The organism is Microbacterium paraoxydans (genome assembly GCF_020524545.1).
Lineage (GTDB): Bacteria > Actinomycetota > Actinomycetes > Actinomycetales > Microbacteriaceae > Microbacterium > Microbacterium paraoxydans_C.
Window position 1 is genome coordinate 926997 of the sequence record NZ_JAIVLG010000001.1, and the last position, 13773, is coordinate 940769.

The window sequence follows — 13773 nt, forward strand, 5'->3', positions numbered from 1 at the left end:
GCCGTGCGCAGGCGTCTGGTCATCGTCTTCCTCGTGCCGCTGGTGGCGATCCTGGTCGCGCTGGGGGGTGCCGCGGGCTGGAGCGCCGCGCGCAGTGTGCAGCAGGCCTTCTACACGCAACAGCTCGGCGATCTCGGCTACTTCGTCACGAGCGCTCGACAGGCGCTCCGCTCCGGCAGCGCTGCGGTGATCGAGGCGGAGGCGGCGAGATTCCGGGAGGTCTACGGGATCGAGGTCACGGTGTTCGACCTGGGCGGGAGTATCTGGGCGGCGAGTGACGACGACACGGGGGTGCTCGCGGAGGAGGACGCCGAACGAGTCAGACTGGCGTTGTCCGGCCGGCGCGCGGAGCAACCCGCTGCGGTGTACCCGTGGACGGTCGCCGATTCGGCCCTCGCCGAGCCGGTCTTCGACGACGGGGACGTGATCGGTGCGGTGCTGGTCGCCGGTGACGCCGACGCGCCGCGCGCGGCGATCCTGCAACAGCTTCTGCTCATCTCCGCCATCGCTCTCGCGTTGATCGCCCTCGGACTGCTGCTGGTGTTCCGCCTCGCCCGGTGGGTCCTCTCGCCGGTCGGGCGGCTCGACGAAGCGATGGTGGCGATCGAGCGCGGCGAGATGGATGCGCGTGTCGCGGAGGACGCCGGTCCTCCGGAGCTGCGTCGCATGGCCAGGGTGTTCAACGGGATGGCCGACCAGATCGAGCGGGTGATGACGCGGCAGCAGGAGTTCGCGCTCAACGCCTCGCACGAGTTGCGAAATCCCCTCAACGCCCTGCTGCTGCGCGTCGAGCACCTCGCGACCGGGCTCGGACGCGAATGGGATGACGACGTCGAGGAGACGCGGGAGGAGGGGCGCCGGATGACGCGGATCCTGGAGACGTTGCTCGGTCTCGCCCGCGGCGGACGCACCGACTCGACCATCTCTGCGGTCGACCTGACGACCCTGGCCGCTCGTCGCCTGGACGCCTGGCGCGAGGTGGCTGAGCAACGGGGGATCTCCGTGCAGGCGTCGGGGGAGTCGCCGGTCATGAGCGTGACGGACCGGACGATCGTGGAGAGCGCGCTGGACGCCGTCATCGACAATGCCGTGAAGTTCTCCCCGGACGGCTCTCGGATCGAGGTCGGTGCGGAGCGCTCGGGTGACGTCTGCCGGGTCACGGTCCGCGATGACGGGCCCGGGCTGACTCCGGAACAGGCGGCTACGGCCACGGACAGGTTCTGGCGGAACGCCGACACGCAGGACACTCCCGGCTCCGGTCTGGGGCTCGCGATCGCCAGCGACCTGCTCGAGACCGTCGGCGGAGAGCTGACGGTCTCGTCGGCCGAGGGCGGCGGTCTCGTCGTCTCGCTGCTTCTCCATGACAGGACGACGCCATGACCACGACGATGTCCCGGCGGCTCGGCGCGGTCCTCCTCTCGCTCGTCCTGGTGGGAACGCTGGCCGCGTGCAGTCAGCGCGCCGCCGAATGGACGGACGGGGAGTACGCGATCGCCGCGGGCGGGTCCACCGGCGTGTACTACGAGTACGGCAGCCATCTCGCCGAGGAGTTGTCGGGATCTCTGGACATCGCGATGTCGGCCCGGGAGACGGCCGGATCCGTCGACAACCTGTTGCGCGTGAGCTCCGGAGAAGCCCTGATCGGCTTCGCCCAGGGCGACGCAGCCGCGGATGCCGTGGCGGGAACGGGCGCGTTCGATGACCCGCTGCCGGTGCAGGCCCTCGCGCGTCTGTACGACGAGTACGTGCAGATCGTCGTGCGCGCGGACTCGGAGATCGACTCCATCGGCGACCTGGCGGGGCGGACGATCTCGCTCGGGGCTGAGAACTCCGGGGTGACGGTGATCGCAGGGCGGGTGCTGGACGCGGCCGGCGTCGACACCGCCGCGATCCGGAACCCGCAACTCGATCTCAGCGAGTCCATCGACGCGGTGCAGCGGGGAGAGATCGACGGCTTCTTCTGGGTCGGTGGACTGCCCACACCCGGTGTGGCGGAACTCGCCGAGACATCGCCCGTCCGGTTGCTCCCGATCGAGCAGGAGTGGGTGAACGAGGTGAACGACCGGTATTCGCACGCGTACCGGCCGGCGGAGGTCCCGGCGGGGACCTATGGACTCGTCGCCTCAGCGCCGACGATGGCGGTGCCGAACTATCTCGTCACCGCGTCCGCCACCCCGGGCCCCGTCGCGAGGGACATCCTCGCCGGGCTGTTCGAAGCGCGTCTGCGTCTCGCTGCGGAGGTGCCGACGGCCGCGCTGCTGGACCGGCGCTCCGCGATCTTCACCGCCCCGGTGCCGTTGCATCCGGGCGCGATCGACTACTACCGGGACTTCCGCGGCTGACGGCTCAAGAAATCCTCAAGAAGTCTGACACCGGGCCCGACGCTCTGCCAGGGTGAGGTCGATCGCACACGATCGGATCCTGCTGCTCAGCTGTCGTTGGGGGGCGAGGCGGCAGGACCATCCCGCGGCCCGTGGGGGCGGGCCGTGGGGTCCCCATGCAGAGCTGCATTGGTGCCGCGATCAGGTGATTACGAACGTGTAAATCTCACCGATGACCCTGGAACCCGGGGTACGACGTGGCTAGCTTGGAGAAATGATGACCTCTGATACCCCGCTCGTCGTGGTCGAGAACGTCCAGAAGCACTATGGCGAGTTCCAGGCGCTCACCGATATCGATCTGAGCGTGAACCCGGGAGAGGTCGTCGTCGTGATCGGCCCGTCCGGTTCCGGCAAGTCCACGCTGTGCCGCACGATCAACCGCCTGGAGACGATCACCAGCGGCAGCATCCGCATCGACGGCAAGGAGCTGCCTGCCGAGGGCAAGGGCCTCGCCCACCTGCGTGCCGATGTCGGCATGGTGTTCCAGTCCTTCAACCTCTTCGCCCACCTCACGATCCTCGAGAACGTGACTCTCGGTCCGATCAAGGTCCGCGGACTCAAGAAGGCGGATGCCGAGGCCGAGGCCATGCTCTTGCTCAAGCGCGTCGGCGTCGAGCAGCAGGCGTCGAAGCTCCCGGCCCAGCTCTCGGGCGGTCAGCAGCAGCGCGTGGCGATCGCCCGCGCTCTGGCGATGCAGCCCAAGGTCATGCTGTTCGACGAGCCGACCAGCGCCCTCGACCCCGAGATGATCAACGAGGTCCTCGACGTCATGGTCGAGCTGGCGCAGGACGGCATGACGATGATCGTCGTCACCCACGAGATGGGCTTCGCTCGCAAGGCCGCCGACCGCGTCGTCTTCATGGCCGACGGGCGGATCGTGGAGGAGGCCAAGCCCGAGGAGTTCTTCACGAACCCGAAGAGCGACCGCGCCAAGGACTTCCTCTCGAAGCTCCTCACGCACTGACGCCGACCCACCGACCACACAGACCCTGCACACACAGCACACGAAGGAGACGCACATGCGACGCACACGGACACTGGCGGGCATCGGAATCGCGGCGACAGCCCTGCTCGCGCTGACGGCCTGCAACAGCGGCAGCCCGTCGACCCCCGGTGGCACCGACGGCGGTGACGCCGGAGAGGACAGCACCTGGTTCGAGGTCGCGACCGACGTCCAGCTCGAGGGCAGCCCGACGTTCGACGCCATCCAGGACCGCGACCAGGTCGTCATCGGGGTCAAGGAAGACCAGCCCGGTCTCGGCTACCTCGACGTGACCACGGGGGAGCGCACCGGGTTCGACGTCGACATCGCACGCTGGATCGCCGCCTCGCTCGGCTACGACGAGGACAAGATCGAGTTCAAGCCGATCGCCTCCGCCAACCGCGAGCAGGCCATCGTCAACGGCGACATCGACTACTACGTCGGCACGTACTCGATCACCGACAAGCGCAAGGAGCAGATCGCTTTCGCCGGACCCTACTTCATCACGGGGCAGGGCCTTCTCGTCGCGGCCGACGACGACACGATCAAGAGCGAGGACGACCTCAACGCCGACACCACCGTGTGCTCGGCGACCGGCTCCACGCCCATCCAGAACATCCGAGAGAACTACCCGGATGTCCCCACCAAGGAGTTCGACCTGTACTCGGCCTGTGTCGAGGCGCTGCTCTCCGGCGAGGTCCAGGCGGTCACGACCGACCAGGCCATCCTCATCGGCTACGCGGCCCAGGACCCCGACAACCTGAAGGTCGTCGGTGAGCCCTTCACCGAGGAGCGCTACGGTGTCGGCCTGGCGAAGGACGACGCCGCGCTGCAGGAGTTCATCAACACGATGTTCACCGATGGCGGCGACATCTGGCAGGCGATCTTCGACAAGAACCTCGGCTCGTCCGGCATCGAAGTCAGCCAGCCGGCCGTCGACTGATCGAACAGAGGGGGCGGCTCCAGGGCCGCCCCCTCTCCGAATCTTGAAGGGGAGGGTGGCGTGGACGTCATCTTCGGAAACCTCGACCTGTGGGGCGAAGCGCTGGGGAACACGCTGATCATCTTCTTCGGCGGTGGACTGCTCGCGCTCATCCTCGGGATCATCGTCGGGGCGGCCCGTGTCTCGCCCGTGCCCATAGCGCGCGGGGTCGGCACGGTGTACGTGAACCTGATCCGCAACACCCCGCTGACCCTCGTCTTCTTCTTCTTCATCTTCGGCTACCCGCAGCTCGGGCTGCCGAAACTCAGCACCACGGTGCTGGGCATCCTGGCCATCGGCATCTACACGGCCACCTATGTGGCGGAGGTGCTGCGCGCCGGCATCAACACGGTCCCCGTCGGGCAGGCGGAGGCAGCCAGAGCCATCGGTCTCCCGTTCGGACAGGTGATGACGCTGGTCGTCCTCCCGCAGGCGTTCCGCTCGGTCGTGCCGCCGATGATGAGCGTCTTCATCGCGCTTCTCAAGAACACCACCGTCGCAGCGGGCTTCTCGATCCTCGAGCTCGGAGCGGTCCGCTCCTACCTCAGCGAACGCGGAGAGAACGCGCTCGCCGTGCTGCTCTGGGTGGCGGTCATCTTCGTCATCCTCGTCCTGCTCCTCAGCTGGCTCCAACGGTATCTCGAGAACAAGTGGAGGATCGCGCGATGACTTCCGTCCTGTACGACGTCCCGGGCCCCAAGGCGGTCCTGCGCAACCGTCTGATCGGTGTCGGCACCGTCGTCGTGGTGCTCGCCCTGCTCGGTTTCGTCGGCTACCGCTTCTGGGTGAGCGGACAGTTCGACGCCTCGCGGTGGTACGTCTTCACCTTCAGCGCCGTCTGGGAGCAGATCTTCGGCGCGCTGGGCCGCACTCTCGCCGCGTTCGGCCTGGCGGCGATCCTCGCCATCGCGCTCGGCTTCGTGCTCGCCATCGGCCGGATGTCCGAGCATGCCTGGGTGCGCGTCCCGGTGACCGCGATCACCGAGGTCTTCCGAGCCGTGCCCGTGCTCGTCTTCATGATGCTGCTGTATTACGGTCTGCCCGTCGTCGGCGTCAAGATGGACCCCTACTGGGCCGTCGTCCTCGCGCTCATGGCGTACAACGGCTCGGTTCTCGCCGAGGTGCTCCGTGCCGGCGTCGAGTCCCTGCCCCGAGGGCAGAAGGAGGCAGGCTATGCGATCGGTCTTCGCAAGAGCGGCGTGATGCGTCTGATCCTGCTCCCGCAGGCGATCCGGGCGATGCTCCCCGTGATCGTGGCCCAGCTGGTCGTGACGATGAAGGACACCGCGCTCGGCTTCATCATCACGTACCCCGAACTCCTCTACTTCGCGAAGCAGCTCACCTCCCAGCAGGGACGCCCCGTGCTGCAGTCGGCGTTCGTCATCGGCGGCATCTACATCATCATGTGCCTGATCCTCTCGGGGATCGCCAAGTGGCTCGAGATCCGCACGCGGCGTTCGCCGCGTGGACACGACGGCGTTCCGGGTGCGGGAGTGGATCCGCGTCCGCACCAGGATGGCACCGACACCGAGTTGATCACGCTGCAGCGCGGTGGGGGCGGCTTCGGCGGACCACCGCCACAGGGCGTCTGATCCGGTCGCGCCGTCGGTCGACACGACGGCGCGCCGGTAGACTCGATTCTCGTGTCAGAGTCTCCTGAAATCACCCCGGAAGCGGTCGAAGCCGCTGTCGCCGATGCCCTCGCGGCGATCGCCGCAGCCGCCGATACCGCCGAGCTGAAGGCGGCCCGCGCCGCACATGTCGCCGACGGATCACCGCTTGCCGTCCTGAACGCGTCGATGCGACAGGTCGCCCCCGAGAACAAGGCCGCGTTCGGCAAGCTCGTGGGGCAGGGACGCGGGCAGGTGTCGAAGGCGCTCGCCGCCAAGGAGGCCGAGCTCGCCGAAGCGGAGGTCGCCGCGCGACTCGAAGCCGAGCGCATCGACATCACGGCTGTGCCGTCTCGCACCCGCGTCGGTGCTCGGCACCCGCTCACGCTCCTCCAGGACCAGGTCTGCGACATCTTCGTCGGCATGGGCTGGGAGATCGCGGAGGGACCGGAGCTCGAGCATGAGTGGTTCAACTTCGACGCCCTGAATTTCGACGTCGACCACCCCGCCCGCCAGGAGCAGGACACGTTCTACGTGGACCCGACGTCGCGCCACCTCGTGATGCGCACCCACACGAGTCCCGTGCAGGTGCGCTCGATGCTCGACCGCGACGTGCCGATCTACGTGCTGTGCCCGGGGCGGGTGTACCGGACCGATGAGTTCGACGCCACGCACCTGCCGGTGTTCACCCAGTTCGAGGGCCTCGTGATCGACAAGGGCATCACGATGGCGCACCTCAAGGGCACGCTCGATCACTTCGCGAAGCAGCTCTTCGGCCCCGAGGCCAAGACGCGCTTCCGCACCAACTACTTCCCCTTCACCGAACCCTCCGCCGAGCTCGACCTGTGGCACCCGACTTTCAAGGGTGGCGCGCGCTGGATCGAGTGGGGCGGCTGCGGCATGGTCAACCCGAACGTGCTGCGCGCGGCCGGGATCGATCCGGAGGAGTACAGCGGCTTCGCGTTCGGCATGGGCATCGAGCGGGGCCTGATGTTCCGCAGCGATGTCCAGGACATGCGCGACATGGCCGAAGGCGATGTCCGATTCAGCGAGCAGTACGGGATGGTGGTGTGATGCGCGTCCCGCTTTCGTGGCTGCGTGAGTACGTCGATCTGGCAGCGGATGCCACGCCCGAGGATGTCCTCGGCGCGCTGGTGACCGTCGGCTTCGAAGAGGAGGACGTGCACCGCTTCGACATCACGGGCCCCGTGGTCGTCGGACAGGTGGTCTCGCTCGAGGCCGAGCCGCAGTCCAACGGCAAGACCATCAACTGGTGCCAGGTGGATGTGGGCGAGGCGAACGGCGGCATCCGCGGGATCGTCTGCGGTGCGCACAACTTCGTCGCCGGAGACAAGGTCGTCGTGACGCTGCCCGGCGCCGTGCTGCCCGGTCCGTTCCCGATCGCCGCGCGCAAGACCTACGGTCACGTCTCCGACGGCATGATCGCCTCGGCCCGTGAGCTCGGCCTCGGCGACGAGCACGACGGCATCGTCGTGCTGTCCGATCTCGGCATCGATGCCCCCGTCGGTACAGACGCCATCGCGCTGCTCGGGCTCGATGACGTGGCAGTGGAGATCAACGTCACGCCCGACCGCGGGTACGCCTTCTCCCTGCGCGGTGTGGCTCGTGAGTACGCGCACGCGACCGGAGCGGACTTCCGCGACCCCGCCGAGCGTGACTTCGCCGAGCTGCAGCCGGGCACCGGACACACGACCGTGGTCGATGACACCGCCCCCGTCCGTGGCCGCGTCGGTGCGAGTGAGTTCGTGACGCGCGTCGTCCGTGGGGTCGACCCCACGCGTCCGACTCCGCCGTGGATGGTCGCGCGCCTCAGCCTCGCGGGCATGCGCTCGCTGGGCGTGCTGATCGACATCACCAACTACGTGATGCTCGAACTCGGTCAGCCGCTGCACGGCTACGACCTCGACAGGCTCACCGGCGGCATCACGGTGCGTCGAGCGACCCAGGGCGAGAAGATGACCACGCTCGACGGCGTCGAGCGCTCGCTGCACGTGGAAGACCTGCTCATCACCGACGAGTCGGGTCCGATCGGCCTCGCCGGTGTCATGGGCGGCGGCACGACCGAGATGAGCGACACCACCAGGAACGTGCTCATCGAGGCCGCGAACTTCGACCCGACGACCATCGCCCGCTCGGCACGCCGTCACAAGCTCCCCAGCGAGGCGTCCAAGCGCTTCGAGCGCGGCGTCGACCCGCTGATTCCTTTCGTCGCTGCGCGTCGGGCGGCCGACCTCATGGTCGAGCTCGCCGGTGGCACACTCACCGAGGAGGGTGGCGCACTGTTCGCCGAGGTCTTCGTCGGCGAGATCGAGCTCCCGGCCGGCTTCGTGCAGGGGCTGATCGGCGTCGACTACACCGACGACGAGATCACCGGCGCGGTGACCACCATCGGCGCCGACGTGACCTCGTCCGAGACGGGCTCCGGCTGGATCGTGATCCCGCCGACCTGGCGCCCCGACCTGACCGACAAGTGGACGCTCGCCGAGGAGGTCGCCCGCATCCACGGACTCGACCGCATTCCCTCGGTGCTGCCGACGCCCCCGTCCGGTCGTGGGCTCACCGCGCATCAGCAGGGTCGCCGTCGCGTGGCCGATGCACTGGCCGCCGCGGGGCTCGTCGAGACGCCGTCGTTCCCGTTCACCACCGACGTGCAGAACGACCTGCACGGCTCCGCGTCGGGCGAGCATCTGCCGAGCATCCGCCTGGCCAATCCCCTCGACGGTCAGGCGCCCTACCTGCGTCGATCGCTCATCCCCGGGCTGCTGCAGACCGCGCACCGCAACATCTCGCGCGGTCTCACCGACCTCGCGATCTTCGAGACCGGGGTCGTCTTCCTGCCCGAGGCCGGTGTGGAGTACGGCACGGAGGACGTGCCGCCGCTGGGGGAGCGCCCGTCGGATGAGACGCTCGCCGCGCTGAACGCCTCGATCCCGCCGCAGCACCGATTCATCTCGGCTCTGCTCACCGGCCACGTGTCACCGCGCCAGCCCGGTCGACCGGCCGAGCCGGCCGGTCTGGTCGAGGCACTGGACGCCGTCCGCGTGATCGCCGCCGCTGCCGGGGTCGAGATCGATGTCGTGCAGGCTGAGCGCGCCGCACTCCACCCCGGTCGCTCCGGGTCGCTCCGGGTCGCCGGTGAAGAGGTCGGCTACGTCGGTGAGCTGCACCCCGCCGTGGCGGAGGGCGCCGATCTTCCCGGCCGTGCGACCGTGTTCGAGGTGGACCTCGATCGTGTCCTGTCGCTCGCGGGCGGCCGTGTCGTGGCCGCGTCGCTGTCGACATTCCCCGCGGCCACGCAGGATGTCTCCCTGACACTGCCGACCGAGGTTCCCGCGGCGGAGGTCCGTGCGGCACTCGCCGAGGGCGCCGGTGCGATGCTCGAGTCCGTGCGTCTCGTCGATGACTACCGCGGGGAGGGGGTGCCGGAAGGTTCCAAGAGCCTGACGTTCGCCCTGCGGTTCCGCGCCGACGACCGCACCCTCACCGCTGCGGAGGCCACCGAGGCCAAGCTCGCGGGTGTCGCGGTGGCGGCCGAGCGGTTCGGGGCGGCGTTGCGCGACTGAGCGGGCGATCCGCGATCCGCTCTGAGCGGAAGCCCTTCCGTGGGTGCCCAGGCGCCTGCTGACATGGAGTCATGACGGATGCGCTGATCCTCGGTGGTACGGGCTGGCTCTCCGGGCGCATCGCCCGGCGGTGGCTGGAGGCGGGCGCGACCGTGACCTGTCTCGCTCGCGGAGCGCGACCCGTGCCGGACGGGGCGGTGCTCGTCGTCGGCGATCGAGAGGATCCTGACGCCTACGACGAGCTCACCCGCCGGGACTGGGACCAGGTGGTCGACGTCTCCTCGCAGGCGACGCATGTGGCCGCCGCCGTCGATGCGCTCGGCGATCGCGCCGTGCGGTGGACGTATGTGTCGTCCATGTCGGTCTACGCGGATGACGCGACGATCGGTGCAGACGAGTCCGCGCCCCGGCTTCCGGCCTCGCGTCCCGGAGACGCGTACGAGTACGGGGCCGAGAAAGTCGCCGCGGAGGATGCCGTGGCCGCCCTGGGCGATCGTGCCTTCGTCGTACGGCCCGGGCTCATCGTGGGCGACGGCGACCCCAGCGACCGCTTCGGCTATTGGGCCGCGGCCTTCTCGCGGGCGGGCGGCGCTCCCGTGCTCCTGCCGCCGCTCGAGGGGAGGAGCGCGCAGGTGATCGACGTCGACGACCTCGTGGCCTACGTCGTGCAGGCCACGCGCAGCGGCGCGGTCAACGCGATCGGGGAACGGCAGCCGCTCGCTGAGGTCCTGGAGACGGTCCGCGATGCCTCCGACCACACGGGCGACACGGTCGTCGCGGAGGAGGAGTGGCTCCTTGCCCACGGCGTCGAGTACTGGGCGGGCCCGCGCTCACTGCCCCTGTGGCTCCCGCCCGAGATGACGGGGTTCATGACTCGGTCGAACGCGGCGTTCCTGGGCAGCGGCGGGCGACTTCGTCCCTTCATCGACACCGTCGCGCGCGTCGTCACGGATGAGCGCACCCGCGGTGTGGACCGACCGCGGCGCGCTGGCCTCACCCGCGCGGAGGAGAGGACGCTCCTGGCCGATCGGTAGACTGCGAGCAGTGACACGGGGTGCCGCATCCGCGGCTGAGAACACACCCGTCGAACCTGATCTAGTTCGTACTAGCGAAGGGATGTCGCGATGAGCGATCTTCTGCGTCCTGAGTCCACCATCGACCCCGCCGTGTCCGCGGCCACGCTGTTGGAGGTGTTGCGTCAGGCGCCACCGCTGACGCACTGCATCACGAACACCGTCGTGACCGGCTTCACGGCCAACGTTCTGCTGGCGGTCGGCGCCGCCCCCGCCATGGTCGACATCGTCGGCGAGGCGGAGATGTTCGCCGGAGTCGCCTCCGGGGTCCTGGTGAACCTGGGCACCCCCACGCCCGAGCAGCGTGCGGCGATCCTGGAGGCGGTGGCCGGCGCGACGGCCTCCGCAACGCCCTGGGTGCTCGACCCGGTCGCGATCGGCGCGCTCCCTGTGCGCACGGCGCTCGCCCACGAGCTGGCCGAGCTGCGCCCGACGGCGATCCGTGGCAACGCCTCAGAGATCCTCGCCCTCGCCGGTCTCAGCGCCGGCGGTCGCGGGGTGGATGCCACCGACAGCACGGATGCCGCGGCCGATGCCGCAGCCGGGCTCGCACGCCGGACGGGCAGCGTGGTCGCCGTGTCCGGACCGATCGACCTCCTCACCGACGGCGAGCGGGTGCTGCGGCTCGCGAACGGCCATGAGATGCTCACCCGCGTCACGGGCGGCGGTTGTGCCCTCGGAGCCGTGATGGCTGCCTTCCTCGGGGCTGCCAGGGCGACCGACCAGGACGCGCTCGCCGCCGTCGCTGCCGCGAGCCTCGTCTACACGATCGCGGCCGAGCGGGCCGCAGAGGATTCTGCCGGACCGGGAAGCTTCGCGGTCGCCCTGCTCGACGCGCTCGCCGCGGTGACCCCCGACGACGTGGTCGCCGGAGCCCGCGTCGAGGAGGGCACGCTGTGATCGCCGATCTCTCGCTCTACCTGGTCACGGATGCCGAACTCTGCGGAGATCGTGGCGTCGTGGAGACCGTCCGCCAGGCCGTGGACGGCGGGGTGCGCATCGTGCAGCTGCGCGACAAGGCCGCGACCGACGCGGAGACGGTGGATCAGTTGATCGCGCTGTCGGCGGCGATCGATGGCCGCGCGCTGCTCGTCGTGAACGATCGGGTGGACGCCGCGGTCGCCGCCCGCGAGCGCGGTGCGCGCGTCGACGGGGTGCATCTGGGCCAGGGCGACGAGTCCGTGCTCCGTGCCAGGGAGGCGCTCGGGCCGGATGCGCTGATCGGGCTCACCGCGAACACCCCTGCGCACCTCGACGCGGTCCGCGCACTTCCCGGCGGCACGGTCGACTACCTGGGTGTCGGGGTGATCCGGCCCACCGCCACCAAGCCGGACCATCCGGCGCCGCTCGGCGAGGACGGCTTCGCCGCTTTCGTGGCGAGCAGCCCCGTCCCGTGCGTGGCCATCGGCGGCGTGCGCCTCGACGACACCGAAGTCCTGCACAGAGCGGGAGCCGCCGGACTGGCCGTGGTCTCGGCACTGTGCGCCGCCGACGAGCCGGCCGTGGCCGCGGAGTCCTTCCGACGCCGGTGGCGCGCAGCCGCCGTGCCGCGGGTGCTCAGCATCGCGGGGAGCGACCCGTCCGGAGGTGCAGGCATCCAGGCCGATCTCAAAGCGATCGCGGCGAACGGCGGCTACGGGATGGCCGCCCTGACGGCCCTGACCGCGCAGAACACGCGGGGCGTCCGGGCGGTGCACGTGCCGCCCGCGGACTTCCTGCGCGCGCAGCTCGAGGCGGTGTCGGACGACATCGTCGTGGATGCCGTGAAAATCGGGATGCTCGCCGACGCCGAGGTCATCACCGCGGTGGGGGAATGGCTCGACGCAATACGCCCTCCGATCGTGGTGCTGGACCCGGTCATGGTGGCGACCTCGGGCGACCGGCTCCTGGACCCCGATGCCGAGCGGGCGCTGCGGGGCCTGCTCGGACGTGCAACCGTGATCACCCCGAACCTGGCCGAGCTCGCGGTGCTGTGCGGCCGTGAGATCGCCGAGTGGGCCGACGCGCTGTCCGCGGCCGAAGAGCTCTCCGCCGACGTCGGCGCCGCAGTCCTCGTCAAGGGGGGACACCTCCCGGGTGACCAGGCACCGGACGCCTTGGTCGACGCGCGTCGCGGGCTCCGCCACGAGTTCAGCGGACCGCGCATCGCGACGGAGAACACCCACGGCACCGGCTGCTCGCTGTCGTCCGCACTCGCCACTCTCCTCGCCCGCGGCGAAGAGCCGGGCGAGGCGGTGCGCGATGCCCGAAGCTGGTTGCGCGCATCGATCCGCGAGGGAGCCGGGCTCCGGGTGGGGCGCGGTCACGGGCCGATCAACCACTTCGCCGGGCTCTGGGATCGCGCGGGAACCGCTACCGGACCGGAGCCGACCGACGTCGCGGCGGAGTGGTGGCAGGGCATCGCCGAGATCCGCTCCGGGATCGACGAGCTGCCGTTCATCCGCGCGCTCGCCGACGGGACACTGGAGCGCGGACCGTTCCTGTCTTATCTCGCGCAGGACGCGTTGTACCTGCGCGAGTACGCCCGCGTCCTCGCTGAGGCGGCTCGACGTGCGCCGACATCCGACGAACAGGCATTCTGGGCGGAGTCCGCCCGCGGCTCGATCGTCGGAGAACTCGAGCTGCACGCCTCCTGGCTGACGCCGGCGCAGGGGGTGAGCGCGGCGACGTTCGCCGCCGACCCCGGGCCGGCCACCGTCGCCTACCTCGACCACCTGCGCGCGGTGGCGTTCGGCGGCGACTACGCGGAGATCCTCGCTGCGGTCCTTCCCTGCTTCTGGCTCTACACCGACCTCGGACGCCGGCTGCACGCAGGGGAGTTCGGGGAGTACGCGCACGATCCGCAGCATCCCTACGCCTCGTGGCTCTCCACCTACGCGGATCCCGCGTTCGAGGAGGCCACGCGCACGGCGATCGCCTACGCCACCGAGGCAGCCGCGAACGCGGATGACGCGACCAGAGCACGAATGCGGCGTGCCTTCGAGGTCTCGAGCGCGCATGAGCTGGCCTTCTTCGCCGCGCCGATGGAGTTCTCGCCCGTCGGATGACGGTCCGGATTTGCGGTGGCCGCCGAGGCCGCGCTACTGTCGCGACATGCCTTCGGCCGCCACCGCATCTCCGACGCTCGCTCCGAGCGTCATCGCTGTGCGCCGACGCCGCGG

At 69.8% G+C, this 13773-nt stretch carries 11 protein-coding genes and 1 riboswitch; all 11 genes read left to right on the top strand.

Annotation, left to right across the window (positions count from 1 at the left end):
- The first annotated feature begins 3 nt into the window (after positions 1 to 3).
- Positions 4 to 1380 (top strand): sensor histidine kinase, encoded by a 1377-nt coding sequence (locus LC041_RS04595; protein ID WP_226531759.1) that lies wholly within the window; start codon positions 4 to 6, stop codon positions 1378 to 1380.
- Positions 1377 to 2342, top strand: coding sequence for a TAXI family TRAP transporter solute-binding subunit (locus tag LC041_RS04600; RefSeq protein ID WP_226531760.1), 966 nt, complete (start codon positions 1377 to 1379; stop codon positions 2340 to 2342). Before LC041_RS04595 ends, LC041_RS04600 begins: the two co-directional genes overlap by 4 nt.
- Positions 2343 to 2598: 256 nt before the next feature.
- Positions 2599 to 3345 carry an amino acid ABC transporter ATP-binding protein gene (locus tag LC041_RS04605; RefSeq protein WP_194239376.1) on the top strand — a complete coding sequence of 249 codons (747 nt, stop codon included), beginning with the start codon at positions 2599 to 2601 and terminating at the stop codon, positions 3343 to 3345.
- 55 nt (positions 3346 to 3400) lie between these two features.
- Entirely contained in the window at positions 3401 to 4306 is a 906-nt protein-coding gene (locus LC041_RS04610; protein ID WP_226531761.1) for a glutamate ABC transporter substrate-binding protein, read from the top strand.
- Between the two features lie 60 nt (positions 4307 to 4366).
- Positions 4367 to 5014, top strand: a complete 648-nt coding sequence (locus tag LC041_RS04615; protein WP_226531762.1) for an amino acid ABC transporter permease — start codon at positions 4367 to 4369, stop codon at positions 5012 to 5014.
- The gene (locus LC041_RS04620) at positions 5011 to 5937 is read left to right on the top strand and encodes an amino acid ABC transporter permease (RefSeq protein ID WP_226531763.1); all 927 of its coding nucleotides are present in this window, start codon (positions 5011 to 5013) and stop codon (positions 5935 to 5937) included. Before LC041_RS04615 ends, LC041_RS04620 begins: the two co-directional genes overlap by 4 nt.
- Before the next feature lie 51 nt (positions 5938 to 5988).
- The gene (pheS, locus tag LC041_RS04625; protein ID WP_226531764.1) at positions 5989 to 7029 is read left to right on the top strand and encodes a phenylalanine--tRNA ligase subunit alpha; all 1041 of its coding nucleotides are present in this window, start codon (positions 5989 to 5991) and stop codon (positions 7027 to 7029) included.
- Positions 7029 to 9539 carry a phenylalanine--tRNA ligase subunit beta gene (gene pheT / locus LC041_RS04630; protein WP_226531765.1) on the top strand — a complete coding sequence of 837 codons (2511 nt, stop codon included), beginning with the start codon at positions 7029 to 7031 and terminating at the stop codon, positions 9537 to 9539. Before pheS ends, pheT begins: the two co-directional genes overlap by 1 nt.
- 71 nt (positions 9540 to 9610) lie before the next feature.
- The gene (locus tag LC041_RS04635) at positions 9611 to 10573 is read left to right on the top strand and encodes an NAD-dependent epimerase/dehydratase family protein (protein ID WP_226531766.1); all 963 of its coding nucleotides are present in this window, start codon (positions 9611 to 9613) and stop codon (positions 10571 to 10573) included.
- A 6-nt stretch (positions 10574 to 10579) separates the two neighbouring features.
- Positions 10580 to 10673, top strand: a riboswitch (TPP riboswitch).
- Positions 10664 to 11512, top strand: a complete 849-nt coding sequence (gene thiM / locus LC041_RS04640; RefSeq protein ID WP_226531767.1) for a hydroxyethylthiazole kinase — start codon at positions 10664 to 10666, stop codon at positions 11510 to 11512. It overlaps the preceding riboswitch by 10 nt.
- Complete coding sequence (locus LC041_RS04645; RefSeq protein WP_226531768.1) at positions 11509 to 13659, top strand: bifunctional hydroxymethylpyrimidine kinase/phosphomethylpyrimidine kinase; 2151 nt, start codon at positions 11509 to 11511, stop codon at positions 13657 to 13659. Before thiM ends, LC041_RS04645 begins: the two co-directional genes overlap by 4 nt.
- The last annotated feature ends 114 nt before the right edge of the window (positions 13660 to 13773 follow it).

Coding starts and splice junctions, on each gene's coding strand:
- LC041_RS04600 (WP_226531760.1), top strand. CDS start 1,377: ATGACCACGACGATGTCCCGGCGGCTCGGCGCGGTCCTCCTCTCGCTC.
- LC041_RS04605 (WP_194239376.1), top strand. CDS start 2,599: ATGACCTCTGATACCCCGCTCGTCGTGGTCGAGAACGTCCAGAAGCAC.
- LC041_RS04610 (WP_226531761.1), top strand. CDS start 3,401: ATGCGACGCACACGGACACTGGCGGGCATCGGAATCGCGGCGACAGCC.
- LC041_RS04620 (WP_226531763.1), top strand. CDS start 5,011: ATGACTTCCGTCCTGTACGACGTCCCGGGCCCCAAGGCGGTCCTGCGC.
- pheT (WP_226531765.1), top strand. CDS start 7,029: ATGCGCGTCCCGCTTTCGTGGCTGCGTGAGTACGTCGATCTGGCAGCG.
- LC041_RS04635 (WP_226531766.1), top strand. CDS start 9,611: ATGACGGATGCGCTGATCCTCGGTGGTACGGGCTGGCTCTCCGGGCGC.
- thiM (WP_226531767.1), top strand. CDS start 10,664: ATGAGCGATCTTCTGCGTCCTGAGTCCACCATCGACCCCGCCGTGTCC.